Consider the following 26,919-nt stretch of genomic DNA (forward strand, 5'->3'; position numbering starts at 1 on the left):
AGATCATTGACCGCGTGGCAGGGCCAGGGCCGCACAGTTCCTAAGGGGATGTTCCAATGTCGAAGCACATCACGCGGATGCGCGGCACGATCGTCGCGCTCACGGCGGCGCTCGCCGTCGCCGGGAGTGCTCTCGTCGCCGGTCCGGCGTCGGCGGCGACGCCGGTCGACGAGGCGGGCACCCGCACCGCGACGCAGAAGGCACTCGACGGTCTCGTCGCCGCCGGGATGCCGGGCGCCGCGGCCGAAGTACGGTCGAGCGCAGGGAGTTGGTTCGGCCGCTCCGGTTACGCGGACACGTACACCAAACAGAGGCGCACAACCGCCGATCACTTCCGGGCGGGCAGCATCACCAAGACGTTCGTCGCCACCACGCTGCTCCAGCTGGAGTCCGAGGGCCGGCTGAGCCTGAACGACTCCGTCGAGCGGTGGCTACCCGGTGTCGTCCAGGGCAACGGGTACGACGGCAACAAGATCACGATACGTCAGCTCCTCAACCACACCAGCGGCATCCACGACATGGTGTCCACGGAGGAGTGGGACACCACGATGAACGGCTCCGGTTTCTACCGGCACCGTTACGACGTCATGACGCCGCGCGACATCGTCGCCATAGGGCTCTCCCAGAAGCCCGACTTCGAGCCGGGCACCGGCTGGTCGTACTCCAACACCGGGTTCGTCGTCGCCGGCATGGTCATCGAGAAGGTCACCGGGAACCCCTACGCGACCGAGATCGACCGGCGCATCGTCAAGCCGCTGGGCCTGACGGAGACCAGGTTCCCCGGCACCGACCCGGCACTGCCGGGCGCCCACGCGGTCGGCTACTCGAAGCTCTTCTTCTCCACCCCCGTGAAGGAGATCTACGACGCCACCTACTACCGCCCGTCGTGGTCCGGTGCCACGGGCGAGGTCGTCAGCACCGCCTCCGACCTCAACCGCTTCTACACCGCCCTGCTGCAGGGCCGGCTGCTGCCGGCCGCGCAGCTGGACAAGATGCTCACCCCGGTGCAGACCGGCCAGCACTTCGGCTACGGCCTCGGGATCATGTCGCGCTCCCTCTCCTGCGGCACGACCGTCTGGGGTCACGACGGCGTCGTGTGGGGCTCCCTGTCGGGTGCCGCCGCCACTCGCGACGGCAAGGCGCTGAGCTTCAACATCAACGGTGACTGGCTGGAGCAGAGCGCACCCTTCGAGAACGTCTTCGAGGGAGCCTTCTGCGGCACGTCGGCGCAGCCGGCCAAGGCCCTGGTGGCCAACGGCCCGGTGAACCGCTAGGTCACCGGCGCCGGGGCTCCGCCCGGCCGACGATGACGCCCGCGCGGTCGACGCAGATGACGTCGACCGCGACGGGCGCTTCGCGCAGCACCGCCAGGGCCTCGTCCCGGGCGACGGCGGCCACCAGGTCGCCGAGCGGGACGCCCGCGGCCTCGCACAGGCGCAGGGCCTCCAGCCCCGTGTTGGCGGAGGCGACCGCCTCCGCGAGGGCGTCGCCGGCACCGCCCCGGCGGGCCAGCCCGGCCAGGAACCCCTTGTCCACCTGCGAGCGGGCCGAGTGGAGGTCCAGGTGACCGGCCGCCAGCTTGGACAGCTTGGCGAAACCCCCGGCGATGGTGAGCCGGTCCACCGGGTGCCGCCGGATGTACTTGAGCACCGCCCCCGCGAAGTCCCCCATGTCCAGCAGCGCGTCCTCGGGCAGCCCGTGGAGGGCCACCACCGTCTTCTCGGACGTCGCGCCCGTGCAGCCCGCCACGTGCCGGCGGCCGGCCGCCCGGGCCACGTCCACCCCGCGCCGGATACTGTCGATCCACGCCGAGCAGGAGTACGGCACGACGATGCCCGTGGTGCCCAGGATGGAGATGCCGCCCAGGATGCCCAGCCGCGGGTTCCAGGTGGAGCGTGCTATCTCCTCCCCGTGGTCGACCGACACCTCGATCTCGACGTCGCCCGTGCCGCCGTGCCGGGCGGCCACCTCGGCGACGTGGTCGCCCATCATCCGGCGCGGCACCGGATTGATGGCCGGTTCGCCGACCGGCAGCGGCAGACCGGGCCGGGTGACCGTGCCCACGCCGGGCCCCGCCCGGAAGACCACCCCGGAGCCGGCCGGCAGGAGCCGCACCGTGGCACGGATCAGCGCGCCGTGCGTGACGTCCGGGTCGTCGCCCGCGTCCTTCACCACGGCCGCCATGGCCCGCCCCTCCCGCAGCTCCTCGGCGGCGAGCGCGAAGGCCGGGGTCTGCCCCTTGGGCAGCGTGATCGTCACCGGGTCGGGGAACTCCCCGGTCAGCAGCGCGGTGTAGGCGGCCGTGGTGGCGGCGGTCGCGCAGGCGCCCGTGGTCCAGCCGTGGCGCAGCCCGGTGTGCCGCAGCTGCGCGGTGCGCCCGCCGACGGCCTCGGTGTCAGCCACGGCGCCCACCGCCCGTAGGCTGGGCCGGCCGCGCGGCGACCGGCCTCGTGCGCCGTGCGGCGGACGACCGTACGACGACCGAAGGGCGGCAGCACGTGGACGCGAACGTGGACGCGGACGTGGGCGTGGGCGTGGACGCGTACGTGGGCGCGGACGGCGCCGGGCGCCACGTCCTCATCCTGGGCGGCACCACCGAGGCGCGGCGGCTCGCGGCCGCGCTCGCCGCCGACCCCGCGCTGCGCGTCACCAGCTCGCTCGCCGGGCGCGTCGCCGAGCCGCGGCTGCCCGAGGGACGGGTGCGGATCGGGGGGTTCGGGGGGCCGGAGGGCCTCGCCCGCTGGCTGCGCGAGCAGCAGGTGGACGCGCTCATCGACGCCACCCATCCTTTCGCCGGCACGATCAGTTGCAACGCGGCGCTGGCCGCCGCGGAGGTCCATGTTCCCCTGCTCGCCGTCCGCCGCCCCGGCTGGGTCGCGGGTGCGGGCGACGACTGGCACGACGTGGCGTCGCTGGACGAGGCAGCCCGGGCGCTGCCCGCGCTGGGCCGGCGGGTCTTCCTGACCACGGGCCGCATGGGCCTCGCCGCCTTCGCGCACCTGACGGACCAGTGGTTCCTCGTACGGTCCGTGGACCCGCCGGAGCCGCCCATGCCGCCGCGCACCGAGGTGCTGCTCGACCGCGGCCCGTTCACCGTCGAGGGCGAGCGCGAGCTGCTGCGGCGCCACCGCGTCGACGTACTGGTGACGAAGGACAGCGGCGCGGCGGCGACGGCGGCGAAGCTGACCGCCGCGCGGGAGGCCGGGATTCCGGTGGTGGTGGTCCGCCGGCCGCCGGCGCCGGAGGGCGTACCGGCCGTCGAGGGCCCGGACGGTGCGGTGGCCTGGCTGCGGCGGACCCTCGGTCCGGCGGACTGACCACGCCCGCCGGACCGTCGCGTCCCGTACCGGTTCAGCGCTCCGGGTAGCGCCGCGGCGTCCAGACGATCTCCTCGGAGCCGTCCTCCCCGCGCCGCACCGCACGCGTCTGCGTGGAGCCGACGATCAGGAGGGTGCGCATGTCGACCTGGCCCGGGTCGAGGTCGCCGAGGCGGACGATCCGGACGGACTCCCCGGGGCCGCCGACGTCGCGGGCCATGACCACCGGGGTCTCCGGCGCCCGGTGTTCGAGCAGCAGGTCGCGGGCCTCGCCCACCTGATGGGTACGGGACCGGGAGCCCGGGTTGTAGAGGGCCAGCACCAGATCGGCGGCCGCGGCCGCGCGCAGCCGCTCGGCGATGACCTCCCACGGCTTGAGCCGGTCCGAGAGGGACACGACGGCGTAGTCGTGGCCCAGCGGCGCTCCGGCCCGCGCGGCCGCGGCGTGGGCGGCCGTCATACCGGGCACCACGCGCACCGGGACCTCGCGGTACGGGTCCTCGGACGCCACCTCCAGCACGGCCGTGGCCATCGCGAAGACGCCCGGGTCGCCCGAGGAGACCACCGCGACCCGGCGGCCCTGGCGGGCCAGGTCGAGGGCGAACTCGGCGCGCTCGGACTCCACCTTGTTGTCGGAGGGGTGGCGGCGCTGGCCGGCGCGTACGGGCACCCGGTCGACGTAGGTGGTGTAGCCGACGAGGTCCTGGGCCGAGGCCAGGGCGCCGCGCGCCTCCGGCGTCAGCCACTCGGGACCCGCCGGGCCCAGCCCGACGACCACGACCTCGCCGCGGGCCGGGACCGGCTCCGCGCCGACGCGGCTCGGCAGGACCGCCACCGAGAAGTACGGCACCGACTCCGGGTCGACGTCCGCCAGCCGGCCCGTCCGCTCGCCGCTCATCGTGGCACGCTCGACGTAGCGGGCCTCGTCGAGCCGGCCGGCCTTCTCCAGCGCGCCCCTGACCGCGGGGAAGGTGCGGCCGAGCTTCATCACGACCGCCGAGTCGGCGGCGGCGAGCCGGGCCGCCAGCTCCTCCTCGGGCAGGGTGCCGGGCAGGACCGTCAGCGTTTCCTCGGCCTCCACCAGGGGCTCGCCCAGGCGGGCCGCGGCCGCGCTCACCGACGTCACGCCGGGCACGACCTCCGTCGGGTAACGGTGCGCCAGCCGCTTGTGCATGTGCATGTAGGAGCTGTAGAAGAGCGGGTCGCCCTCGGCCAGGACGGCGACCGTGCGGCCGGCGTCCAGGTGCGCGGCCAGCCGGGCCGCCGCCTCCTCGTAGAACTCCTCCAACGCGCCCCGGTAGCCGCCGGGGTGGTCGGTGGTCTCCGTCGTGACCGGGTAGACCAGCTGCTCCTCGATGTGGTCGGGGCGCAGATGGCGTTCGACGATGGAGCGCGCGATGCTCCGGCCGTGCCGGGCACTGTGGTACGCGACGACGTCGGCCGCGGTGACGACCTCGACGGCCCGCACGGTCATCAGCGACGGGTCGCCGGGCCCGAGCCCGACGCCGTACAGCCGGCCCGTGGTCTGCGGATGCTGCTCGCTCACTCTTCCTCGCTCGCTATCGCGTTGATCGCGGCCGCGGCCATGGCGCTGCCGCCCCGCCGGCCGCGCACCACCAGGTACTCCAGCCCCAGGGGGCTGGCGGCCAGCGCGTCCTTGGACTCGGCGGCGCCGATGAAGCCCACCGGGATGCCGAGCACGGCGGCCGGGCGGGGCGCGCCCTCGGCCACCATCTCCAGCAGCCGGAACAGCGCGGTCGGCGCGTTGCCGACCGCCACCACCGCGCCGTCCAGCTTGTCGCGCCACAGCTCCAGCGCGGCGGCGCTGCGGGTCGTCCCCATGCGCCGCGCCAGCTCCGGCACCGCGGGGTCGGCGAGGGTGCACAGCACCTCGTTGTCCGCGGGCAGCCGCTTGCGGGTCACCCCGGAGGCGACCATGTTCGCGTCGCACAGGATCGGGGCGCCGGCGAGCAGCGCCGCGCGCGCCGCGGCCACGACACCGGGGGAGTAGGACAGGTCCTTGACGAGGTCCGTCATCCCACAGGCGTGGATCATGCGCACCGCGACCCGGCTCACGTCGGACGGCAGCCCGTCGAGGGCCGCCTCGGCGCGGATGGTGGCGAAGGACTGGCGGTAGATGGAGGCGCCGTCCTTGTCGTAGTCGAACACTCGGTCCTCGTTCATGTCGTGCCGGTCGTGGTCGTGGCCGTGCTGGTGCTGGTGCTCGTGGTCGTCGTCGTGGCCGTGGTGGTCGTGGCCTTGGTCGTCCGTGCCGCCGCCACCGCGCCGGCGAGCCCCACCGCCGGCACCGCCCGGGCGCCGGTCTCCCGCTGACCGTCCCGCACGGTCACCCGGTAGCCGTCGTCCGTCGCCAGGACGTCGACCCAGGGGCCGCCACCCGGGTGCCCGCAACGCCGCTCGCACCCGGACCAGTACACGGGCAACGCGGCCCCGCCGCCAGGGCGTACGGGAGCGAGGGCGGCGGTCGCGTCGGCCCGTACGTCCGCGCGGGACTTCGCGCAGCCGGGCCGGCCCGCACAGGCGCCCGCGCCGTACCAGGCGGACGCGGCGGAGACGACGAACCCGGCGTCCGCGAACTCCGCCCGCCGGGCCGCCGCCGGGCCGGCCGCGAGACCGGGGACGACGATGCCGCGCCAGGGTGTCACACGCAGCTCACCGGTGCCGTCCCGGCCCGCCGCGCCGGCGGCCAGGCGCCACTGGGCGGCGGTGAGGCGGCCCAGCGGCGCGGCGGCCGACAGGGCGTGGCGGCCGTCCGGGCCCGTGACCAGGCCCGGCGCGGCCGGGGCCCCCTGCGGGACGTTCACCGTGACGGGGACGGAGGCGATGCCGGCGACCGCCAGACGGCGGGCCAACCAGTCGGCGCTGGGGCGGTGTTCGGCCGGCAGGTCGCGCACGCGCCAGGGGGTGCCGCCGGCGCCGGCCGCGGCGGCGAGGAACCCGACGGCGGCGAGCGCGGCGGCCCGCGGGGCGTCGGCGGCGGCCACCCGCAGGGCGTCGGTGGCACCGTCGTAGCGAAGGGCGGCGTACGTACCGCCGTCCTGTGCGATCAATGTCACATCGGGGGCGAGCGCGGCGATGTCGCCCCGCCCGTCGTCGACGCCGAAGAGGAACCGGCCGGAGAGGTCGCCGAGGCCGGAAGCCTCCCCGTCGGCCTCATTCCCCGTGGTGCCGGCGCACAACAGCCGGTCGAGGGCGCGGACCCAGGCCGTGACGTCGCCCTCGCCCGTGCCGTCGAGCCCGCCGAGCGGGGAGGCCGCCACGTTCCGGACGCGGTCGTGACGGTCCGACGGCAGCAGGCCAGCCTCCCGGAGCCGGCCGCCCAGCTCCGCGCCGCACCCGCCCGCGAGGCCCCGCAGCTGGACGTTGCCGCGCGAGGTGAGGTCCAGGTGCCCGTCGCCGAGCTCCTCGGCCAGGCCGGCCAGCACCTTTGCCTGACGGTCTGTCAGCAATCCGCCGGGCAGCCGGACGCGCGCCAGCGCCCCGTCGTCGGCGGTGTGCAGCCGCAGGGCGCCCGGGCAGGCGTCACCGCGGTCGCGGACAGGGGGACGAGGGGAGCCGGGCATGGCCGCGAGCATACCGACGGCCGTCCGCCGTCCGCCGTCCCCCATCGGCCGACCAGCGCTTACTATGCTCACCGGCGGGCACTGTCCTGTACGTGCCCACCGAACGCCAGCGACGGCGACAGGGGAGGAAGCCGGTGAGACTCCGGCACGGTCCCGCCACTGTGAGCCCGGCACCCGCCGGGTGAGTCAGGAACTCCCGCCGTCCTCCAACCGCCCGGGGCGCGGACCCCGAGGAAGGCTTGCCGCCGCATGCGCACATTCCGGTGCCGGGCACCCCGGGCGACCCTCGATGCCCTGGGGAGCGCCGCGTGATCCTTCTCCTGTCGACGTCCGACACCGACCTGCTCAGCGCCCGCGCGGCTGCTGCTCACGGGGGACCGGTCCCGTACCGGCTCGCCAACCCCGCCCGGCTCGCCCTCGACGACCTCCCGGACCTCCTGGAGGGCACCGACCTCGTCGTCGTCCGCCTCCTCGGCGGCCTCCGCGCCTGGCAGGAGGGCCTTGACCTGCTGCTCGCCGGCGACCGCCCGGTCGTCGTCCTCACCGGCGAACAGGCCCCCGACGCCCAGCTGATGGAGGCCTCCACCGTCCCCGTCGGCATCGCCGCCGAGGCCCACGCCTACCTCGCCCACGGCGGTCCCGCCAACCTGGAGCAGCTCGCCCGCTTCCTCTCCGACACCGTCCTGCTCACCGGCCACGGCTTCGAGCCGCCGGCCGCCGCCCCCTCCTGGGGCGAGCTGGAGCGCACCCCCAAGCCCGGCGCGAGCGGCCCCCTCATCGCGGTGCTCTACTACCGGGCGCACCACATGAGCGGCAACACCGCCTTCGTCGACGCCCTCTGCGGCGCGATCGAGGACGCCGGGGGCCGCGCCCTGCCGCTGTACGTGGCCTCGCTGCGCGCCCCCGAGGCCGAGCTCGTCGACGCCCTGCGCGGCGCCGACGCCATCGTCACCACCGTCCTCGCCGCCGGCGGCACCAAGCCCGCCGCGGCCTCCGCCGGCGGCGACGACGAGTCCTGGGACGCCGGCGCCCTCGCCACCCTCGACGTGCCCGTCCTGCAGGCCCTGTGCCTGACCGGGTCGCGCAGCGCCTGGGAGGAGAACGACGAGGGCCTCTCGCCGCTCGACGCCGCCACCCAGGTCGCCGTGCCCGAGTTCGACGGCCGCATCATCACCGTCCCGTTCTCCTTCAAGGAGATCGACGAGGACGGGCTGCCCGCCTACGTCGCCGACATGGAGCGCGCCGCCCGCGTCGCCGGCATCGCCGTGCGCCACGCCCGGCTGCGCCACATCCCGGCCCCCGAGAAGCGGGTCGCGCTCGTCCTGTCCGCGTACCCCACCAAGCACTCCCGCATCGGCAACGCCGTCGGCCTCGACACCCCCGCCAGCGCCGTCGCCCTGCTGCGCCGGCTCCGCGAGGAGGGCTACGACTTCGGCGCCGAGGAGGTGCCGGGGCTGGCCTCCGGCGACGGCGACGAGCTCATCTACGCCCTCATCGAGGCCGGCGGCCACGACCAGGACTGGCTCACCGAGGAGCAGCTCGCCCGCAACCCCGTCCGCATCCCGGCCGCCGACTACAAGCGCTGGTACGCCCAGCTGCCGGCCGAGCTGCGCGAGGCCGTCGAGGAGCACTGGGGCCCGGCCCCCGGCGAGATGTTCCTCGACCGCAGCCGCAACCCCGAGGGCGACATCGTCCTCGCCGCCCTGCGCCGCGGCAACCTGCTGATCCTCATCCAGCCCCCGCGCGGCTTCGGCGAGAACCCCATCGCCATCTACCACGACCCCGACCTGCCGCCCTCCCACCACTACCTGGCCGCCTACCGCTGGATCGCCGCCTCCCGCGAGGACGGCGGCTTCGGCGCCGACGTGATGGTCCACCTCGGCAAGCACGGCAACCTCGAATGGCTGCCCGGCAAGAACGCCGGTCTCTCCGCCGCCTGCGGCCCCGACGCCGCCCTCGGCGACCTGCCGCTCGTCTACCCCTTCCTCGTCAACGACCCCGGCGAGGGCACCCAGGCCAAGCGGCGCGCCCACGCCACCCTCGTCGACCACCTCGTGCCGCCCATGGCCCGCGCCGACTCCTACGGCGACATCGCGCGCCTGGAGCAGCTCCTCGACGAATACGCCCAGATCTCCTCGATGGACCCGGCCAAGCTCCCCGCCATCCGCGCCCAGATCTGGACCCTCATCCAGGCCGCCCGCCTCGACCACGACCTGGGCATGGAGGAGCGCCCGGAGGACGACGGCTTCGACGACTTCCTCCTCCACGTCGACGGCTGGCTGTGCGAGGTCAAGGACGCCCAGATCCGCGACGGCCTCCACGTCCTGGGCGGGGCGCCCACCGGCGAGGCACGCGTGAACCTCGTCCTGTCGATCCTGCGCGCCCGCCAGATCTGGGGCGGCACGACGGCCCTGCCCGGCCTGCGCGAGGCCCTCGGCCTGGACGAGTCGGCGGCGACGCGCAGGACCGCCGACGAGGCGGAGGCCGAGGCGAGGGCTTTGGTGGAGGCGATGGAGGCGGCGAACTGGGACCCGGCGGCGGTTTCCACCGTTGTGGGCAATCGTCCCGCAGGGCGATGGGGGTCCCCCCTGCTCGAGCGAAGCCGAGAGCTTGGGGGAGGGTGGGCACAACCCACGATGCCGGGCACCGATCCCGCGAACGCCGACACCGTCGCGGCCGTCCTGGACTTCGCGGCCCGCGAGGTCGTCCCCCGCCTGGCGGGCACGACCGCCGAACTCGACAATGCCGTCAAGGCATTGGCGGGCGGCTTCGTCCCGGCCGGCCCCTCGGGCTCGCCGCTGCGCGGCCTGGTCAACGTCCTGCCGACGGGCCGCAACTTCTACTCCGTCGACCCCAAGGCCGTCCCCAGCCGCCTCGCCTGGGAGACCGGCCAGGCGCTCGCCGACTCGCTGCTGGAGCGCTACCGCACCGACGAGGGCCGCTGGCCCGAGTCCGTGGGCCTGTCCCTGTGGGGCACCAGCGCGATGCGCACCGCCGGCGACGACGTGGCGGAGGCGCTGGCCCTGCTGGGCGTCCGCCCGGTCTGGGACGACGCGTCGCGCCGGGTGACGGGCCTGGAGCCCATCACCCTCGACGAACTGGGCCGCCCCCGCATCGACGTCACCCTCCGCATCAGCGGCTTCTTCCGCGACGCCTTCCCGCACGTCATCGGCCTGCTGGACGACGCCGTACGCCTCGCCGCCTCCCTCGACGAGCCCGCCGAGCGGAACTTCGTCCGCGCCCACACCCAGGCCGACCTCGCGGCCCACGGCGACGAACGCCGCGCCACCACCCGCATCTTCGGCTCCCGCCCGGGCACGTACGGCGCCGGCCTGCTCCAGCTCATCGACAGCCGCGACTGGCGCACCGACGCCGACCTCGCCGAGGTCTACACCGTCTGGGGCGGCTACGCCTACGGCCGCGGCCTGGAGGGCCGCCCGGCCCGCGCGGAGATGGAGACGGCCTACAAGCGCATCGCGGTCGCGGCCAAGAACACCGACACCCGCGAGCACGACATCGCCGACTCCGACGACTACTTCCAGTACCACGGCGGCATGGTCGCCACGGTCAAGGCCCTCAAGGGCACGGCGCCCGCCGCGTACATCGGCGACTCCACCCGCCCCGAGACGGTCCGCACCCGCACCCTGGTGGAGGAGACGAGCCGCGTCTTCCGCGCCCGCGTGGTCAACCCCCGCTGGATCGAGGCCATGCGCCGCCACGGTTACAAGGGCGCCTTCGAACTCGCGGCGACGGTGGACTACCTGTTCGGCTACGACGCCACCACCGGCGTGGTCGCCGACTGGATGTACGACAAGCTCGCCCAGACCTACGCCCTGGACCCCGAGAACCGCGCCTTCCTCCAGGAAGCCAACCCCTGGGCCCTCCACGGCATCGCCGAACGCCTCCTGGAGGCCGAGAGCCGCGGCATGTGGGCCAAGCCCGACGCCGCCACCCTCGCGGCCCTGCGCCAGGTCTTCCTGGAGACGGAGGGCGACCTGGAGGGCGGCGAGTAGAACGCCCGTGCCGGAGCGGGCGGATGCCCGCTCCGGCGGTTTGGGCCTGCCGACCGGGATCACTAGGATCCTCGGATGATCATCACAAAACGGCTGGCGGTGGGGGCGTGTGCCCTGCTCGCCGCCCTGGTCGGGGGTGTGGCGCCGGCGGGTGCCGCGGACAGGCCTCCCAAGGAATCGCCCAAGGTCGAACTGGTCCTGGACGTCAGCGGGTCCATGCGGGCCCGCGACGTCGACGGGCAGTCGCGGATGGCGGCCGCGCAGCAGGCGTTCAACGAGGTCATCGACGCGGTGCCGGACAACGTCCGGCTCGGCATCCGTACCCTCGGCGCCAACTACGCCGGCGACGACAAGGAGACCGGCTGCCGGGACAGCAAGCAGCTGTACCCCGTCGGCAAGGTCGACCGGACCGAGGCCAAGGCGGCCGTCGCCACGCTGCGGCCGACCGGCTGGACGCCCATCGGGTACGCGCTGCGCGGCGCCGACCAGGACCTCGGTCAGGACGGCGGGACGCGCCGGATCGTGCTCATCACCGACGGCGAGGACTCCTGCGGGATGCCCGACCCGTGCGACGTGGCGCGCGAACTCGCCGCCAAGGGCACCCACCTGACCGTCGACACCCTCGGGCTCACCCAGGACGACAAGACCCGCGAGCAGCTGAGCTGCATCGCGGAGGCCACCGGTGGTACGTACACCACCGTGCGCCACACCAAGGAGCTCTCCGGCCGGATCAAGCAGCTCGTGCGCCGGGCCGACACACCCGTCGAGAAGCCCCGGCCGGTCAGCGGCGGCGACGCCTGCCCGACCGCGCCCGAGGTGGGCGCCGGCGTCTGGACCGACCGGGCGAAGTTCTCCGAGCACCGCTGGTACAAGGTCAAGGTGAAGCCGGGCCAGGAGCTGCGCGCCTCGGCCGGCGTGGCCGCCGACCGGGCGGTCGACCGTGACTACGGGGTCCTCGTCCGCGCCGTCGGCGGGGGCGGCCAGGAGCTCGTACGCGGCTCCGAGGCCGGCAGCGGGCGTACCGACGTGATGGCGTCGGGCCTGCGGCTGCCGGTCTGGCGGGCGAGCGAGGACGACAAGGAGGCCCGGACGATCTGTCTGGAGGTCTCCCACTCCTTCTCGGCCCCCGCCTCCGTCAAGCGCGACCCGGGTCTCCCGGTCGAGCTGGCCGTCGATGTGGTGAAGGGTCCCGACAACCCGTCCGACCTCGCCGCGTTCGGTCTCGGCCGGGGCTGGGTGCTGCTGCTGGTGCTCGGCGTGACCGGGCTGATCGCCGGGCTGCTGTGGGGCTGGCTGGCCCGCTGGCGGATCGCCGTGTGGAGGGAGAACTGATGCGACCCACGACACGCGGCACCCGCGTGGCGCGCGCGGTGACGGGCGGACTCCTCGCCCTCACCGCCCTGTTCGCCGCCGCGCCGGCCGCCTCCGCCGATGACGACGCGCCCACCGAGGCCGGGACCTCCTTCCGTACCGCCGTGGCGATCGGGCAGGACGAGAAGGCCACGGCCGACGCGTCCACCGGTGACTACCTGTACTGGCAGTTCCCCGCCGGCGCCGGGCAGCGGCCGACCGTGAAGGCCACGGTGAACCTGCCCGAGGCCGCCGCCCGGCACGGCGCCGCCACCTGGCAGCTCGACGTCTACGACGGTCTGCGCCGCCGCCAGGCGTGCGTGTCCGGCGAGCAGAAGCGGCGGGCGTCCGCCGAGGACGGCCAGGTGACCCTCAGCTGCACGCTGCGGACCGTCCGGTCGTGGTCCGAGCGCTGGTCCAACGATCCGCTCCCCGGTGCCTACTACGTCCGGCTGACCGTCGTCGACGTCCCCGACCGGGACCTCGGCCTGCCGGTCAAGGCGGAGATCCGGGCCACCGCCGAGGACGCGGGCGGGGCCGAGGCCGGGGGCGGCGAGCTGGGCGCCCCGCTGCACGCCGCCGCCGTGACCGAGCCGGAGAGCGGCTGGACCGCCGGCTGGTGGTCGGGCCGCTGGGGCTGGACCGTGGGCGGCGCGGTGCTCTGCGCGCTCGCGGCGATCGGCGGTTACACGCTGACCCGCCACCCGCGCCGCGGCTAGGACCCGCTCCGACCGCGGACCCGAGGGCCGCACCTCCCGCCGGGGGGTGCGGCCCTCGGCCTTCCCGGTCACACCGTCGGGCGTGCCGCCCTCCGGTCGCCGTCGTCGACGGCCTCCAGGTACAGGTCCAGCAGGTCGTCGCCGAAGTACGAGCTGTACGAGATGTCGGGGGTGTCGCCCCCGGTGTGGTAGCCGCCGATGACCCCGATCACCTCGGGCCCGTCGGACCCGCGCACCAGGAACGGCCCGCCCGACGTGCCGCCGATGTAGCCCGCGCAGGCGATCTCCAGGAAGTCACCGGGGGCCTTGGGGTCCGTACTGGTGTAGCGGTGGGTCGAGGAGCGGCAGTCCAGGGGCTTGGGGTGGGTGGCGTCGCTGCTGCCGGGGTAGCCGATCAGACGTACGTCCCGGTGGTCGTACCCCCTCCGGACGCCCAGGTCGAAGCCGCCGACGGCCCGCTGGACCGGTGTCCCGTCCTCGCGGTCGCCGACCCGCACCAGGGCGAAGTCCCAGCGGGCGCCGGCGTCGGTGCCCAGATCGCGGTAGCGCTGGTCGATGTAGATGTCGTCGGTGGGGGTCTCGATGGGGAAGACGCCGTGCGGCTTGAGCCCGTCGTGGTACTGCGGCACGAACGAGAAGTGCTTCTTCTGGTCGGGCGAGCGCAGGCAGTGCGCGGCGCTGACGACCAGGTCGCGGTGCGGGCCGCGGACGACGGTGCCGCCGCAGAAGCGGCCGGTGTTCTGCCCGTCGGTCCAGAAGAACGTGCCCACCTGGGGCAGTCCGTCGAAGGGGTGGCTGGGCGGCACGGGGTCGAAGCCCGCCCGCCCCGAGGACGTACGGGACGTCGCCCCGGCGGCGGGCAGCGCGGTCCGCATACGGGCGGCGGTCCAGTACGCGTCGGCGGCCGCGGCGGCCGGCACCGCGGCCGGGGCGGGAGCCGCCACGGCGGGCAGCGGGGACAGGGGTGACAGCCCCGTGAGAAGGGCGGCGGCACCCGCGACAAGAGCGGCGGGTCGGTGCGCGGCGGGTCTGTGCGCGAACCACGTGAGTCTCTTGAACCTCATGAAACGGTTCCTCTCCGGTGCGCGTGCGACGTGACGGGCACGTACGAGGTGAGCGTGCCATAGCCTGAGGCGGGTGGTGAGGCGTCCGGGCCGTGGGAGTGCGGACCGGATCCGGCCACCGCGCGACGCCACCGGAACCGACCGGCACCACCGGTCCCCGCTCTCTCAACTCGTGGTTAAGTCGTTCATGCGCTCGTTATCGCTTCCGACTAGTGCTGGGGCTTCCCCGCATGACAGGATGGCCGCGCGGCTGGAACCCGGGCTTAACTGGCCGTGATGGTTCGTTAAGCCGTGGACGCAGGTGCCGGGGCACGCTCGAAGGACGGGGCAGATGGCAGTCGGGGGGGACAGGCCGGGTTCGGCGCGCGACGCGGGCAGCCCGCTCGCGCAGCGGCTCAACTACCTGTTCGCGAACATGCATCCGCCGGGAGCCCCCTACACCAACGGGCACGTGGCCGACGAGATCAGCCGTGGGGAGGAGTACGGCGCCGTCAGTCTCACCGAGCAGTATCTGTCGATGCTGCGCAACGGCAAGCGCGCCAACCCCAGTCCCGATGTGCTGCGGGCGCTGGCGAAGTTCTTCGCGGTGCCGGTCGGCTATCTGCTGGGCGACCTGACGGACTCGCAGGCGGAACGGGTGGAGGAGGAGGTCCGTTTCCTCGTCGCCATGCGGGACCAGCGCGTCCGGGCGATCGCCCTGCGCTCGGTGGGGCTCCCGCCGGAGGTGCAGGACAGCCTCACGACGATCATTTCGCAGTTCCGGCAGCAGATGAACCTTCCGTCCGACCCGCCCGGCGCGGGTGGTGGGGAGCACACGTGACCGTCGCGGCGGAGGACCGGCTCTTCACTTACTGGCGGCGTACCGAGGACGAGGACGGTGCAAGCATGCGGGTGGGGCGGATACGGCGCCGGTGCAAGCAGCTCATCAACGAGCTCGCACTGCCCGCGTCCACCGATCTGCAGGGCATGTGCGACGCCGTCGCGCGCCGCGTGGGCCGGCCCATCCACCTGGTGCCGATGAGCCTGGACGGCGTCGTCTCCGGCATGACGGCCACCACGGACGACGCCTTCTGGGTCGTCTACGAGCAGAAGACCTCGCCCTGGCACCAGGTGCACATCGTGCTGCACGAGATCGGCCACCTGCTGCTGGGCCACGACCAGGACCCCACCGTGACCGAGGACGCCCTCAAGGTCTGGACGCCGTCGGTCGACGTGGCCACCGCCATGCGCCGGATGGGCCTGACCATGGGGCTGGCCCGCCACCACTGCTACGACAACCTCACCGAGCGCGAGACCGAGATCCTGGGCACCCTCCTCATGGCGAAGGTGGTGCCGCCGCCGCCCGGCCAGGAGGCCGAGCTGGAGGGCCGCGCCGCCGAGCTGGCCGCCTCGCTGGGCCCCGCGCTGCAGCATGTGCGCCAGAGGCTCAGGGAAGGGGGCGCCACCGGTGTTTGACGTCCTCTACCTCACCTTCTCCGCCGTCACCTGGGCCATCGTGGGCTACAAGGCCCGCGCCTGGTTCCGTGACCGCGGCAACGTGGACCTGGGCCTGACCGCCCTGATGACGTCCGGCGTCCCGGTCGTCTTCCTCTTCTCCGCGCCGAGCGTCTACCGCGCGTTCGACCGGCTGACGGGCGTGGCGAACCTCGCCATGGTCCTCCTCTACTCCGCCGTCGTGCTCTTCGCGACGGGCGCGACCGTCCTCCTGCTGCGCTGGACCCACCGCGGCGACGAGACGGCCCGCGCCCGCGCCGCCGTCCGCTCCCGGTACGCGGTGGCCGCCGTCGCCGTGGCCTGGGCCGCCGCGATCGTCTGCTTCGCCGTGGGGCGCCCCGACTCCGTCGAGCACCCCCGCGACTTCAGCACCGCCTACGCCGACGCGCCCGGCGTCGTCGCCTTCCTGGTGCTGTACCTGGCCATCTTCGGCACCAGCCTGGCCGGCCTGGGCTACCTCTGCCCGCGCTACGCCGCCCAGCTGGGCCGCTCCTGGCTCGCCAAGGGGCTGCGCACGCTCGCGGCGGGCTGCTGGCTGGGGCTGCTGTACTGTGCCTGCAAGCTGATCGGCTTCGTCCTCAGCTGGTCCGGCCGGGAGATGTACTGGCTGTCCAACGGCGTGGCCCCGATGAGCGCCTCGGTGGCCGCGCTGCTGGTCCTGCTGGGGTTCTCGCTGCCGGCCGTCGGCCCCCGGGCCGCGGCCTGGCGCCGGCTGCGCCGCCTGGACCCGCTGTGGCAGGAGGTCACGGCGCACGCCCCGGAGGTCACCATCGAGCAGTCCCGCTGGGCGGCCCGCTGGCCGCTGGCGGACCTGGAGTGGCGGGCCAACCGGCAGATGGCCGAGATCCGCGACATCCAGCGTGGGGTCCGCCGCCACGTCGAGGCCGACGCCCTGGACATCGCCCGGCGAAAGGCCGCCGCGGCGGACCTGGACGAGCGCCGTACGGCCGCCGTGGTCGAGGCCGCGGCCCTGCGCCGGGGCCTGGCCAACCAGATGACCGGGCACCTGGCGGAACAGCACGCCGACAGCGTGGTGATGACCGTCAGCGCCGACCCGGCGGAGGAACACGAGCACCTGGCCCGTGTCGCGGACGTCTACCACGACCCGCTGGTGGACGCCGTGCTGAGCGAACTGCGCGAGATCACCGTCGCCCGCCGTCTCTGACGGCGCGCGCGACGGACGGACGAGGCGGCCCTGGACGGGGGTCAAGGCCGCCTGCGACACCGGCCGGCGCCGGGTCCGGGAAGATCGACGATCTTCCGGCCCGGCGCGGCCGGTGCGGACCTCCGGCCGGCACCCGGTGAACGATCCGGGCACCGGCCGACGACGACCCGAGCACCCTGTGAAGGAACCGTCACCACCCGTCGCTCTAGAGTCGGATGCCATGGACCCCATCGACGTCACAGCACTGATAGACGACCCCTACGGCACCTACGCGACGCTGCGCGAGGCCGGCCCCGTGCACCGCGTCACCGGCCCCGACGGCAAGCCGGCCTGGCTGGTGACCCGGTACGAGGACGTACGGCGGGGACTGGCCGACCCCCGGCTCTCGCTGGACCGGCGCCACGCCCTGCCCGGCAACTACAGCGGCTTCTCGCTGCCGCCCGCGCTGGACGCCAACCTGATGAACATGGACCCGCCGGACCACACCCGGGTGCGGCGGCTCGTGGTGAAGGCCTTCACGCCCGGCCGCGTCGACCGGCTGCGGGAGCCGGTGCGGCGGTTGGCCGACGAGCTGCTGGACGCCGCCGAGGCGACGGGCGAGCGGCGCACGGACCTGCTGGAGAGCTACGCGGGGCCGCTGCCGATCATCGTGATCTGCGACCTCCTCGGCGTCCCGCAGGACGCCCGGCAGGACTTCCGGGCCTGGACGGACGCGATGATCACCCCCGACCGCGAGCGGCCGCACCTGCTGAAGGAGGCGGTCGGCTCGCTGATGCGCTACGTCACCGGGCTGATCGCGAGCAAGCGCGCCGAGCCCGGCGACGACCTGCTGTCCGATCTGATCATGGTGCGCGACGGCGACGACGCGCTGTCCGAGGACGAGCTGACGTCGCTGGCGTTCCTCATCCTCTTCGCCGGTTACGAGAACACGGTCCACCTCATCGCCAACAGTGTGCTCGCCCTGTTGGACCATCCCCAGCTGCTGAACGAGGTACGAAAGAATCCGGACGGACTCGGAGCGGCCGTGGAGGAGATCGGCCGGTGGGACGGGCCGGCTCCGCTGGCCATCCGGCGGTTCCCGGTGGAGGACGTCGAGATCGGCGGGGTGACGGTCCCGGCCGGCGAGACGGTGCTGCTGTCGATCGCCTCGGCCAACCGCGACTCCCGGCACTTTCCCGACGCCGACCGCCTCAACCTGCGACGGGAGCGTTCGGGCGCGCTGACGCTGGGGCACGGAATCCACTACTGCCTGGGCGCTCCGCTGGCCCGGATGGAGATGGAGACGGCCCTCGCGGCGCTGCTGGAGCGCTGGGAAAATCTGGAACTCGACGTTCCGAGGGAGGATCTGAGGTGGCGTCCGGCCATCCGCGCGCGTGGCCTGATTTCGCTCCCCGTCCGGTGGTAATCCGCGACCCGAACAGGTTTTTGGTGCATAACCCACCGTTGATGAGGTAGAACTGTCCTCGAGCCCGCCCGGTGTGCATCCCCCGTCGCACCGGGCGGGCCTTCGCCGTCCGGGCGCCCGTCAGCCGCTGCCGGGCGGGAACTTCAGCAGCGCGACGGCCGCCAGCATCTGCACCCCCACCGCCGCCACGGCCCGGTGCGTCGGCAGATGGTGCTGGCCGCGTATCAGCAGCACGGCCAGCGCGCACCCGAAGGCCGCCGTGACCGACGCCGCCGCGCGCACCGGCACCGAACCCGCCGGCAGCCAGGTGTCGAGCGCGAGCCGGGGCAGGTCGCTGGTCCAGAAGAGGACCACGAACAGGCTCGTGGTGGGCGCGAACTTCCCACTGCCCCCCAGCTGGCGCGCGATCGCGTGGGTGACGGCCCCCAGCAGCAGACTGGCCAGCAGCATGACCACCGACCAGATGGCCATGGCCTCCAGCGCCAGCACCGGACTGAAGTCCCACTGGCCCCAGAAGGAGTCCTTCGCCAGCGTCCCCAGCGCCCCGCACAGCAGCGACAGGAAGGCCGCCGGGCCCCACGCGCCCCGGTCCCGGGCCTCGTCGAGCACCTCGACGGGCCGGTACCAGAGCCCGAATATCAGGCGGTGCCAGAGCAGCTTGCGCGGCTTGGCGGCGGGGGTGGGCGGGGACGGGGCAGTGGTCAAGGGCATGGGTGCCGTTTTATCACCGTTCGGCAACGACCACGGAGTCCGGGCCGGAGCCGGGCGGCCGGCGAACGCCCCGTCAGGCCGGGGACGGCGCACGGGTGCCGGGGTCGGCGTCACCGTCGGGATCGGCGTCGGAGCCGGGGCCGGACCCGCCATCGGACCCGCCACCGGACCGGCCCTCGGACCCACCGCCGGACCGGCCCTCGGACCCACGACCGGACCCGGCGTCAGGTACGCTCCCCGACCCTGCGTCCGGACCCGCCCCGTCCAGATACTCCTCGCTGATCTCCCGCGGCCCGAACGGCCATTGCCGCTCGTACGCCGCCCACAGCACGAAGGCCACACAGCCCGCGCCCACCCACGCCAGCGACCACTCGATGGGGTGGCGGCCGGGGGAGTTCTCGTCCGCGTACCCGTAGATGACGAGCCACCCCACCAGCGCCACCAGGCTCGGCAGCGGGTAGAGCCACATCCGGTACGGCCTGCGCAGCCCCGGCTGGCGGCGGCGCAGTACGGTCAGCGCCACCACCTGCGCCAGCGCCTGCACCAGCACCATCACCGTCGTCAGCAGCTGGATCAGCGTCGCCAGGTCGGTGTGACGGCCGATCAGGAACCCGACCGCGGTGATGACGCCCATGGTCGCCAGCGCCGGCGCCGGGAACCGGTGCCGCGGGTGCAGCTTCCCGAACGCGCGGAAGAAGACCTTGTCGCGCGCCGCGTCGTAGGGCACCCGCGAACCGCCCAGCAGCCCCGTGAGCACCGAGGCCAGCGCCGTGACGAGGATGAGCACGGTCACGGTGTTCGCGGCGCCGCGGCCCCACGAGGCCTCCAGCACCGCCGAGGCGACGGAGGTGGCGGCCACCGAGCCGGGCACGAGCATCTCCCGCCAGTCGACGACGCCCAGCGTGCCGATCTGCAGCAGCAGGTAGATCACCATGATGCCGACGATCGACAGGACGATCGCGCGCGGCAGGGTGCGCCCCGGGTCCTTGATCTCGGCGCCCATGTAGGCGGCCGTGTTGTAACCCAGATAGTCGTAGATCCCGATGGTCAGACCGGCGGCGAATCCGATCCAGAACTGATGGGAGGTCAGCTCGAAGGCGTGCGCCGGATAGCTGAACGCGCGCTCCGGGCTGAAGTGACCGAACGCCGCCGCGATCACCAGCACCACCGAGGCGATCATCACGCACCACAGCACCGCCGTGATCCGCGCGATGTTCTCCACCCCGCGCCACAGCACCGCCACGATGCCCGCGACGACGACCAGGCCCGTCACGTCGCCCTGGGTGGCCGTCATCCCCGGCCACAGGTACGTCAGGTACTGCACGAAGCCGATGACGCCCGTCGACATGGCCAGCGGGATGAAGAGCATCGCCGTCCACACGAACAGGAACGGCATCAGCTTCCCCGTGCGGTACTGGAACGCCTGCCGCAGATAGACGTAGCTGCCGCCGGCGCCCGGCATCGACGCCCCCAGCTCGGCCCAGATCAGCCCGTCCGCCAGCGCCAGGACCGCCCCCGCCACGAAGCCGGTGACCGCCTGCGGGCCGCCGAACGCCGCCACCATCAGCGGGATGGTCACGAAGGGCCCGATGCCGCACATCTGGCTCATGTTGATGGCGGTGGCCTGGAAGAGGCCGATGCGGCGCACGAACGCCGTCCGCTGTTCCGGTACCACCGGTTCCGGCCCGCCGGGGCCGTGCCGGGTGCCTGCTGCCGGTTCTCCCATGGCGGTCAGCCCCTTCCCGTCGTCCACTGCACTCGTAGCACCCTGCCGTTGACGCGTCCATTACCCACGGGGTGTCGCCGCACTGTGGTGGTCCGCACGACGGACAGTCAAGATCTGTGCACGCGATGTGCGGGAAGATGCACGGGAAGAAGAAGGAGAGGGGTCGCCATGCGCGGAGGACGGATCGCGGGCGGACGGGTGGCGGGCGGACGGATCGCGGTCGTCGGCGGGAGCATCGCGGGGTGCGCCGCCGCGCTCGCCGCCACCCGGGCCGGGGCCGGCGAGGTCGTGGTGTACGAGCGGACGCCCGGCCGGCTCCAGGACCGGGGCGTCGGCCTCGCCGTCCACGACGACCGCTACGCCGAACTCGAGGCCGCCGGCTACGTCGACGCGCGCATGCCATGGGTGCGCCTCACCCGCCGCGTCTGGATCACCGAGGACGGCGACGCCTGGGCGGGCCGGCGGCTGGGGAGCGTGCCCTTCCCCTTCCGCTCGTACAACTGGGGCCCGCTCTGGGAGGAGTTGCGCGCCCGTGTACCGGAGTCGGTCGACTACCGCCGTGGCGCGGCGGTCACCCGCGTCGTGCCCGGCCCCGACGGAGCCGTGCTGCACACCGCCGACGGGCGCGCGGAGCGCTACGACCTCGTCGTCGGCGCGGACGGCTACCGCTCCGTGGTCCGGGCGGCCACCCGCGCCGCCACCGTCCCCGAGTACGCCGGCTACCTCGCCTGGCGCGGCACCGTACCCGCCGAGGAACTGCCGGGTCCGCCGGAGGCCTGGCCCGAGGGCGAGGCCGCCAACATCGCCTTCCCCGGCGGTCACATGATCGTCTACCGCATACCGGGCCCCGGCGGCACCGGAACGGTCGCCAACTGGGTCTTCTACGCGGCCCCGCCGGCCTCCGTCCCCCTCGCCCTGGACGACCCGACGAGCCTGCCGCCCGGCACGTCCGCCGAGGCGCTCCTGGCCCACCCCTTCGCCGTCGCCGACGCCCACTTCCCGCCCCACTGGCGGGAGTTCCTCCGCCGCACCCCGCGTTCCCTCACCTTCGTCCAGCCCCTCTACGACCTGGCCGTCCCGCACTACGGCGAGGGCCGGCTGGTGCTCGTGGGCGACGCGGCCTCGCTCACCCGGCCGCATACGGGCAGCGGGGCCGTCAAGGCGCTGCAGGACGCCACGGTCCTGGAACGCTGCCTCGACCGGGCCGCGACCTGGACCGAGGCGGTGGCCGCCTACGACGCCGAGCGGTCCCCGGTCGGCCGGGCCACCGTCGAGCTCTCCCGTCGGCTGGGCCGGGCACAGGTCCAGGAGACCCCCGACTGGGCCGCCATGGACCAGGAGTCGCTGGAACGGTGGTGGCGCGAGGCGGCCGACGGCGAGCGCGGCTTCGGAGGGAGCGCCCTGGGCCGCTGAAGCGGGCGACGAGCCCTCAAGGACGGACGCACCCCCGGACCACGCACTCCTTGCCCGCGCTGATGACCGGCGTGCTCGTACGGGCCGGCTGCTCCCGGACCACGACCCGGGTCGGCCCGCCGCACGTCAGGCAGGCCCGGGAGGCCGGGTCGCGTTCGCGGTCGATCGCGGCGGCGATCCTGAGGAGGGGGTCGGCGCCGGCGTCGATGTCGGACATGGGGCATCCCGTCCACTTCACGGTGTCTCGCTCTGGCCAGGGGGTGCATCGTGGCGCACCGGCCCTGATCACGTCAGCGCGTTGGGCGGCGACCACCCGTCCGTGGGAGAAATCCGGTGGACGGGGCGGGCGGTGGGTGTGAGGATCACCCGGTCCTCCACGCGCCGATCACCGGAGCCCGCATGCTGTTGCGTCCCACCACCCCCGCCGATCTCGACCGGGTCGCCGGCCTCGCCGGTGACGATCCGGTGGGCCGGATCCCCGGCGATCGTTACCGCGCCGAGCTCGCCGAGGGGCGGGTGCGCCCGGAGTGGACGTGGATCGCCGAGCAGGACGGGGAGGTAGTGGCCCGTGCCGTGTGGTGGGGCAGGAGCGACAGCGCGCATCCGCTGGTCCTGGACTGCCTCCACGTCGACCCGTCGGCCGGTGACCGGGCCGCGCTGGCCGCCCGGCTCCTGGACGCCGCCCACCGGGCCTTCCGGGAGGCGGGGGCGACCGGGCTGCCGCAGTACGAGCTGGTGCTGCCCGGAGGCCGGCGGGAGGAGCCCGCCGTGGCCGGGGCGGTGGCCTGGCGGAAGGAGGCCGCCGTACGGGCCGGTCTGGAGGACGAGAACGAGCGGCTGCGCTACGTGTGGGAGCCCGCCGCCGGCGTACCCCCGCGTTCCGGCCGGCTCGTGCTCGACCCGGAGCCGGACGACGAGGTGTTCGTGGACGCCTTCCGGCGCGTGGCCGAGGGCAGTCTCGACGTCACCACCCGGCGCGGGCTCGCCCGGCTGGGCCCGGACGGCCAGGCGCGCGACGACCTGGACTACTACCGGAGCTGCCCGGCCCCCCGGGAGTGGTGGCGACTGGCCCGCACCCCCGAGGGCGCCGTCGCCGGGGTGGCGATCCCCTCCCGCACCCCGTACGGGCCCAACGTCGGCTATCTGGGCGTGATCCCGGAATTCCGCGGGCGGGGCTACGCCGGCGAACTCCTCGCCGGCATCACCCGCTTCCACGCGGACGCCGGAGCGGACCGGATCACCGCCACGACGGACACGGTCAACGCCCCCATGGCGGCGGCCTTCGACCGCGCCGGCTACCGCGTCGACGAGATCCGCCTCGTGCTGGAGGCGCCGGAGCGGGACTGAACGCGTCAGCCGGTGAAGCGTGGCACCACCAGTCCGGACTCGTACGCGATCACCACCGCGTGGGTCCGGTTCTGCGCGCCGAGCTTGGTGAGGACGTTCCCGACGTGTGTCTTCACCGTCTCCAGGCTCACCGTGAGCGACTCCGCGATGTCCGGGTTGGACAGGCCCGTGGCCATCAGGCGCAGCACCTCCTCCTCCCGTACCGTCAGCCGCGCCCTCGGCAGCGCCTCGGCGGAGTCCAGCGGGCGGGCGGTGACCATGCGGCGCAGTGCCGACGGAAAGAGGATCGCCTCTCCCGCGGCCACCACCCGCACCGCCTCGGCGATCCGCCGGACCGGGAACCGTTTGAGCACGAATCCGGCGGCCCCCGCGCCGAGCGCGGCGGTGACGTGGTCGTCGTTCTCGAAGGTGGTGATCACCACGACCTTCGGCGGTTCGACTGTTCCGGCCAGCAGCAGCCGGGTGGCCTCGATGCCGTTGCGGCGCGGCATGCGCACGTCCATCAGGACCACGTCCGGCCGCAGCAGCCGCGCCTGTTCGACCGCCTCGACGCCGTCGGCGGCCTCCCCGACCACCACGATCCCGGGCTGCATCGCGAGCAGCGTGCGCAGACCGCCGCGGGTCACCTCGTCGTCGTCCGCGATCAGGAGGGTGACGGGGGTGCCGGTGGAGCTGGTGGTGACGGGGTCGCCCACGTCGGAGTCGATCACGCGGGCAACCGTACCGGCAGCCGGGCCGTCAGCCGCCAGTGCTCCGGTCCGTCCGGGCCGGCCTCGATCTCGCCGTGCAGCAGCCGTACGCGCTCGGTCAGGCCGGGCAGTCCGTGCCCCGACGTCGGGAAGGCACCCTCGCGCCGGCCGGCGCCGGTGCCCGTGTACGTCCCCGGCCCGGTCCGGTTGACCACAGCGATCTCCAGCAGGTCCGGCGCGGCCGCCACCCGGACCCGGACCGGGCCGCCCGCCCCGTGCCGCAGCGCGTTCGTCAGCCCCTCCTGAAGGATCCGGTACGCCGCCCGGGAGAGCGTGCCCCGTACCCGCTCCGGTTCGCCCGACAGCTCCGGCTCCACCACCGCGCCCGCGTGCCGCAGCCGGTCGAGGAGCTCGGGCAGGTCGGCCAGGGTGCGGGCCGGGGCCGTCTCCGGCTCCTCCTCGCGCAGCACGCCCAATACGTAGTCCAGATCCTCCAGCGCGGCCCGGGCCGACTCCTCGATGCTGCGCAGGGTGGCCCGCGCCGCCACCGGGTCGGCGGAGAGCACCTCACCCGCCACCGCGGCCTGGATCGTGGTCGCCGTCAGGGTGTGGCCGATCGAGTCGTGCAGTTCCCGGGCCAGCCGGTTCCGTTCGGCCAGCAGCAGCTCCCGCTCGGCCGCCAGCGCGAGCCGCTCGGCGGTGGACGGTCCCAGCAGCCGGGGTGCAAGCCATCGCAGAGCGCCCGTCACCGCCACGCACCCGGCCGCCCCCAGCAGCACGCAGCCGAGCGCCACCGCCCGGCTCGCCCAGCCGCCGTCCGCCCGCGCCGTCCAGCCGAACAGGCTGATGCCCGCCTCCGCGCGGAACCCGTCCACCGGGACGAGCAGGATGGTCAGCCCCGCGAGGAACAGCGCACCGCTGAACAGCGCCGCCGCCCACCCTAGTACCACGTGCAGCAGCAGCCAGACCGGGGTCCGCCAACGGCCGGCGCCACCACGCGCGGCCACGGGGTCCGGCAGCGGCACCTTCAGCATCCGGCGGGCGCACGTGATCAGCACCCGTCGCGCGGTGCGGGCCAGCCCGACGGCACCAATCAGTGCCACCCAGATCAGCAGGACCGGAACGACCCGCATTCCGAAGGGATCGGACGGCCGTATCAACATCGGCGCCATGGCGAAAAGCAGCAGCGGAAGACTCGCCAGTGCTCCGCACCAGGCGAACAACGCACCCGTATACGAGGAGCCGCGCCACAGCGACCGCATTCCCTTGATCATAATCGGCCAGTATGCCCGGATGGCCCAGCTGAGCCCTCCCCCGATCGGGGGAGCTCTCTTTCCCGCTTTCCCGCGATGTGCGCACGAGGACCCGGAAAGCAGAATCGCCGTCATGCGAAACAGACGAACAGCAACTCTTCTGGCCGTCGGTGCCCTGGCGACTCTGGTCTCGGCGTTGCCGCCCGCGACGGCCCTCGCCGGGCCCGGGACGCCGGCGGCCGAGGACCCGCTGCGGCCGTACACGCGGCAACAGCTCACGTGGCAGCGCTGTGACGCGAAAAGCCCCGACACCTTTCGGTGCGCGACGCTCGAAGTGCCGCTGGACTACGGCGATCCCGGCGGAAAGAAACTCGGTATCGCGATATCCCGGCTGAAGGCGAGCGGCGGGAACGAACGCCGCGGCGTTCTGCTGCTCAACCCCGGAGGCCCCGGCGGGCCGGGGCTGAATCTGCCGGTCGACCCGGTGATGAGGATTCCCGCGGAGGTGAAACGGCAGTACGACCTCATCGGGTTCGACCCGCGGGGCGCCGGGCGGAGCTCGCCGGTCAGCTGCGGTCTGACCGCCGAGGAACAGAGCGAAACTCCGTACAGGGCGGAGAACTTCGCCAAGGACGTGGAGCGGGCCCGTACGGTCGCCGAGAAGTGCCGGACCGCGGCGGGTGACAAGCTGCCGCACCTCACCACCCGCAACGCCGCTCGCGACATGGACGTCCTCCGCGCCGCGCTGGGCGAGGAGAAGATCTCCTACCTGGGGGTCTCCTACGGCACCTACCTCGGGGCCGTCTATACGCAGATGTTCCCCCGGCGGGCCGACCGGTTCGTCCTGGACAGTGCGACCGACCCCGGGCAGGTCTACCGGGGAATGTTCCAGGGAATGGCGGAGGCGAGCGAGCCCGCCTTCACGCGCTGGACCGAATGGACGGCCACGCGCCACGCGACGTACCGCCTGGGTGCCACCCCGGCCGAGGTGCGCGAGACCTTCTGGAACCTGGTCGCCGAGGCCGACCGCCGCCCCGTCCGATTCGAGGGGGGAACCCTCACCGGTGACGGCATTCGCGCCGAGCGTCAAAGGTTCTTCCGTGTGCGGAATGCCGCCGAATGGATCGCGGGGCTGAAGAAGGCGGCCGAGGACGAGAATCGTGCCCCGTCCGGCACGCCCGATCGGGCGCGAACGTCCGACGGCAATGGCAATGGCAATGGCAACGGCAACAGCGACGACAACTACGTCTCCGCCGCCTGGTCCGTCATGTGCGCCGATACCCGCACCTGGCCGCGCGACCCCGAGCGGTACCGCCGCGACGCGGTCCGCGACAAGGCCCGGTATCCGCTGTACGGCGACTTCGCGTCCACCATCAAGCCGTGCGCCTTCTGGACGCGGGGCAGCGAGCCGCAGACCACGATCGACAACACGGTCGGTGCTCTGATCGTGCAGAACGAGTGGGACTCCCAGACGCCCCTCGCCGCCGCCAAGGGCATGCACCGGGCCCTGCGCGGCTCCCGGATGGTCACCGTCGCGGGAGGGGAGGGCCATGGCGTCCTCTACGCCCCCGATGCCGGCTCCTGCGCGGACCGGACCGCCACGGCCTACCTGACCACGGGCGGGCTCCCGGCCCAGGATCTGACCTGCCGCGCGCAGGGTTCCTGACCC

General features: G+C 73.9%; 22 protein-coding genes and 1 riboswitch. Of the genes, 12 read left to right on the forward strand and 10 right to left on the reverse strand.

Annotated features, from left to right (window positions below; genetic code table 11):
• The first annotated feature begins 56 nt into the window (after positions 1-56).
• Complete coding sequence (locus AC07BS_RS04605) at positions 57-1,274, forward strand: serine hydrolase domain-containing protein (protein WP_478639906.1); 1,218 nt, start codon at positions 57-59, stop codon at positions 1,272-1,274.
• Position 1,275: 1 nt separating this feature from the next.
• Here the strand turns inward: AC07BS_RS04605 and AC07BS_RS04610 are convergent, their stop codons facing one another.
• The gene (locus AC07BS_RS04610; protein WP_478639905.1) at positions 1,276-2,403 is read right to left on the reverse strand and encodes a cobalt-precorrin-5B (C(1))-methyltransferase; all 1,128 of its coding nucleotides are present in this window, start codon (positions 2,401-2,403) and stop codon (positions 1,276-1,278) included.
• Between the two features lie 143 nt (positions 2,404-2,546).
• On the opposite strand from AC07BS_RS04610, the gene AC07BS_RS04615 reads away from it, so the two are divergent.
• A complete protein-coding gene (locus AC07BS_RS04615; RefSeq protein ID WP_478641068.1) occupies positions 2,547-3,317 on the forward strand; it encodes a cobalt-precorrin-6A reductase in 771 nt (256 codons plus the stop codon).
• Between the two features lie 34 nt (positions 3,318-3,351).
• Here AC07BS_RS04615 and AC07BS_RS04620 read toward each other — a convergent pair whose 3' ends face one another.
• The 3 genes from AC07BS_RS04620 to AC07BS_RS04630 are packed head-to-tail and all read right to left on the reverse strand — an operon-like array spanning position 3,352 to position 6,901.
• On the reverse strand, positions 3,352-4,863 hold the full coding sequence (locus AC07BS_RS04620) for a precorrin-2 C(20)-methyltransferase (protein WP_478639903.1): 1,512 nt from the start codon (positions 4,861-4,863) through the stop codon (positions 3,352-3,354).
• Positions 4,860-5,501 (reverse strand): precorrin-8X methylmutase, encoded by a 642-nt coding sequence (locus AC07BS_RS04625; RefSeq protein WP_478639902.1) that lies wholly within the window; start codon positions 5,499-5,501, stop codon positions 4,860-4,862. The genes AC07BS_RS04620 and AC07BS_RS04625 overlap by 4 nt, the downstream gene beginning before the upstream one ends.
• Positions 5,498-6,901, reverse strand: coding sequence for a cobalamin biosynthesis protein CobG (locus tag AC07BS_RS04630; RefSeq protein ID WP_478930184.1), 1,404 nt, complete (start codon positions 6,899-6,901; stop codon positions 5,498-5,500). The genes AC07BS_RS04625 and AC07BS_RS04630 overlap by 4 nt, the downstream gene beginning before the upstream one ends.
• 58 nt (positions 6,902-6,959) lie before the next feature.
• Positions 6,960-7,116, forward strand: a riboswitch (cobalamin riboswitch).
• A gap of 93 nt (positions 7,117-7,209) precedes the next feature.
• Between AC07BS_RS04630 and cobN the strand changes: the two genes are divergently transcribed.
• The 3 genes from cobN to AC07BS_RS04645 all read left to right on the forward strand — a co-directional run bounded on the left by cobN (position 7,210) and on the right by AC07BS_RS04645 (position 12,983).
• The gene (cobN, locus tag AC07BS_RS04635; RefSeq protein ID WP_478930186.1) at positions 7,210-10,914 is read left to right on the forward strand and encodes a cobaltochelatase subunit CobN; all 3,705 of its coding nucleotides are present in this window, start codon (positions 7,210-7,212) and stop codon (positions 10,912-10,914) included.
• Between the two features lie 75 nt (positions 10,915-10,989).
• Positions 10,990-12,246, forward strand: coding sequence for a VWA domain-containing protein (locus AC07BS_RS04640; RefSeq protein ID WP_478930188.1), 1,257 nt, complete (start codon positions 10,990-10,992; stop codon positions 12,244-12,246).
• Entirely contained in the window at positions 12,246-12,983 is a 738-nt protein-coding gene (locus AC07BS_RS04645) for a hypothetical protein (protein WP_478930190.1), read from the forward strand. The genes AC07BS_RS04640 and AC07BS_RS04645 overlap by 1 nt, the downstream gene beginning before the upstream one ends.
• A gap of 68 nt (positions 12,984-13,051) precedes the next feature.
• Here the strand turns inward: AC07BS_RS04645 and AC07BS_RS04650 are convergent, their stop codons facing one another.
• A complete protein-coding gene (locus AC07BS_RS04650) occupies positions 13,052-14,047 on the reverse strand; it encodes a trypsin-like serine peptidase (RefSeq protein WP_478930192.1) in 996 nt (331 codons plus the stop codon).
• A gap of 331 nt (positions 14,048-14,378) precedes the next feature.
• Between AC07BS_RS04650 and AC07BS_RS04655 the strand changes: the two genes are divergently transcribed.
• The 4 genes from AC07BS_RS04655 (at position 14,379) to AC07BS_RS04670 (ending at position 18,111) form a co-directional block, all read left to right on the forward strand.
• Positions 14,379-14,867 carry a helix-turn-helix domain-containing protein gene (locus AC07BS_RS04655; RefSeq protein WP_478639880.1) on the forward strand — a complete coding sequence of 163 codons (489 nt, stop codon included), beginning with the start codon at positions 14,379-14,381 and terminating at the stop codon, positions 14,865-14,867.
• Positions 14,864-15,502, forward strand: a complete 639-nt coding sequence (locus AC07BS_RS04660) for a hypothetical protein (protein ID WP_478639878.1) — start codon at positions 14,864-14,866, stop codon at positions 15,500-15,502. The genes AC07BS_RS04655 and AC07BS_RS04660 overlap by 4 nt, the downstream gene beginning before the upstream one ends.
• Positions 15,495-16,706, forward strand: a complete 1,212-nt coding sequence (locus tag AC07BS_RS04665; RefSeq protein WP_478639876.1) for an MAB_1171c family putative transporter — start codon at positions 15,495-15,497, stop codon at positions 16,704-16,706. Before AC07BS_RS04660 ends, AC07BS_RS04665 begins: the two co-directional genes overlap by 8 nt.
• Positions 16,707-16,926: 220 nt before the next feature.
• Complete coding sequence (locus tag AC07BS_RS04670; protein ID WP_478930194.1) at positions 16,927-18,111, forward strand: cytochrome P450 family protein; 1,185 nt, start codon at positions 16,927-16,929, stop codon at positions 18,109-18,111.
• A 120-nt stretch (positions 18,112-18,231) separates the two neighbouring features.
• On the opposite strand, the gene AC07BS_RS04675 is transcribed toward AC07BS_RS04670, so the two are convergent.
• Together AC07BS_RS04675 and AC07BS_RS04680 are read right to left on the reverse strand one after the other, a co-directional pair.
• A complete protein-coding gene (locus tag AC07BS_RS04675; protein ID WP_478639871.1) occupies positions 18,232-18,822 on the reverse strand; it encodes a YIP1 family protein in 591 nt (196 codons plus the stop codon).
• Between the two features lie 73 nt (positions 18,823-18,895).
• Positions 18,896-20,548, reverse strand: a complete 1,653-nt coding sequence (locus tag AC07BS_RS04680; protein WP_478930335.1) for an APC family permease — start codon at positions 20,546-20,548, stop codon at positions 18,896-18,898.
• 168 nt (positions 20,549-20,716) lie between these two features.
• Here AC07BS_RS04680 and AC07BS_RS04685 point away from each other — a divergent pair, with 168 nt between their 5' ends.
• Positions 20,717-21,961 carry an FAD-dependent monooxygenase gene (locus AC07BS_RS04685; RefSeq protein WP_478930197.1) on the forward strand — a complete coding sequence of 415 codons (1,245 nt, stop codon included), beginning with the start codon at positions 20,717-20,719 and terminating at the stop codon, positions 21,959-21,961.
• Between the two features lie 16 nt (positions 21,962-21,977).
• On the opposite strand, the gene AC07BS_RS04690 is transcribed toward AC07BS_RS04685, so the two are convergent.
• Positions 21,978-22,178 carry a hypothetical protein gene (locus tag AC07BS_RS04690; RefSeq protein WP_478930198.1) on the reverse strand — a complete coding sequence of 67 codons (201 nt, stop codon included), beginning with the start codon at positions 22,176-22,178 and terminating at the stop codon, positions 21,978-21,980.
• Between the two features lie 182 nt (positions 22,179-22,360).
• Here AC07BS_RS04690 and AC07BS_RS04695 point away from each other — a divergent pair, with 182 nt between their 5' ends.
• Complete coding sequence (locus tag AC07BS_RS04695; protein ID WP_478639865.1) at positions 22,361-23,308, forward strand: GNAT family N-acetyltransferase; 948 nt, start codon at positions 22,361-22,363, stop codon at positions 23,306-23,308.
• A gap of 5 nt (positions 23,309-23,313) precedes the next feature.
• Here the strand turns inward: AC07BS_RS04695 and AC07BS_RS04700 are convergent, their stop codons facing one another.
• Both AC07BS_RS04700 and AC07BS_RS04705 read right to left on the reverse strand, forming a co-directional pair.
• Complete coding sequence (locus AC07BS_RS04700; RefSeq protein WP_478930200.1) at positions 23,314-24,018, reverse strand: response regulator; 705 nt, start codon at positions 24,016-24,018, stop codon at positions 23,314-23,316.
• Positions 24,015-25,100, reverse strand: a complete 1,086-nt coding sequence (locus AC07BS_RS04705) for a sensor histidine kinase (RefSeq protein ID WP_478930202.1) — start codon at positions 25,098-25,100, stop codon at positions 24,015-24,017. The genes AC07BS_RS04700 and AC07BS_RS04705 overlap by 4 nt, the downstream gene beginning before the upstream one ends.
• Before the next feature lie 283 nt (positions 25,101-25,383).
• Here AC07BS_RS04705 and AC07BS_RS04710 point away from each other — a divergent pair, with 283 nt between their 5' ends.
• Positions 25,384-26,916, forward strand: coding sequence for an alpha/beta hydrolase (locus AC07BS_RS04710; RefSeq protein WP_478930204.1), 1,533 nt, complete (start codon positions 25,384-25,386; stop codon positions 26,914-26,916).
• Positions 26,917-26,919 lie beyond the last annotated feature (3 nt).

It is taken from the genome of Streptomyces sp. NPDC044063 (assembly GCF_056434285.1).

Coding starts and splice junctions, on each gene's coding strand:
- AC07BS_RS04605 (WP_478639906.1), top strand. CDS start 57: ATGTCGAAGCACATCACGCGGATGCGCGGCACGATCGTCGCGCTCACG.
- AC07BS_RS04625 (WP_478639902.1), bottom strand. CDS start 5,501: ATGAACGAGGACCGAGTGTTCGACTACGACAAGGACGGCGCCTCCATC.
- AC07BS_RS04630 (WP_478930184.1), bottom strand. CDS start 6,901: ATGCCCGGCTCCCCTCGTCCCCCTGTCCGCGACCGCGGTGACGCCTGC.
- AC07BS_RS04640 (WP_478930188.1), top strand. CDS start 10,990: ATGATCATCACAAAACGGCTGGCGGTGGGGGCGTGTGCCCTGCTCGCC.
- AC07BS_RS04645 (WP_478930190.1), top strand. CDS start 12,246: ATGCGACCCACGACACGCGGCACCCGCGTGGCGCGCGCGGTGACGGGC.
- AC07BS_RS04650 (WP_478930192.1), bottom strand. CDS start 14,047: ATGAGGTTCAAGAGACTCACGTGGTTCGCGCACAGACCCGCCGCGCAC.
- AC07BS_RS04655 (WP_478639880.1), top strand. CDS start 14,379: ATGGCAGTCGGGGGGGACAGGCCGGGTTCGGCGCGCGACGCGGGCAGC.
- AC07BS_RS04670 (WP_478930194.1), top strand. CDS start 16,927: ATGGACCCCATCGACGTCACAGCACTGATAGACGACCCCTACGGCACC.
- AC07BS_RS04675 (WP_478639871.1), bottom strand. CDS start 18,822: ATGCCCTTGACCACTGCCCCGTCCCCGCCCACCCCCGCCGCCAAGCCG.
- AC07BS_RS04680 (WP_478930335.1), bottom strand. CDS start 20,548: ATGGGAGAACCGGCAGCAGGCACCCGGCACGGCCCCGGCGGGCCGGAA.
- AC07BS_RS04685 (WP_478930197.1), top strand. CDS start 20,717: ATGCGCGGAGGACGGATCGCGGGCGGACGGGTGGCGGGCGGACGGATC.
- AC07BS_RS04690 (WP_478930198.1), bottom strand. CDS start 22,178: ATGTCCGACATCGACGCCGGCGCCGACCCCCTCCTCAGGATCGCCGCC.
- AC07BS_RS04695 (WP_478639865.1), top strand. CDS start 22,361: ATGCTGTTGCGTCCCACCACCCCCGCCGATCTCGACCGGGTCGCCGGC.
- AC07BS_RS04710 (WP_478930204.1), top strand. CDS start 25,384: ATGCGAAACAGACGAACAGCAACTCTTCTGGCCGTCGGTGCCCTGGCG.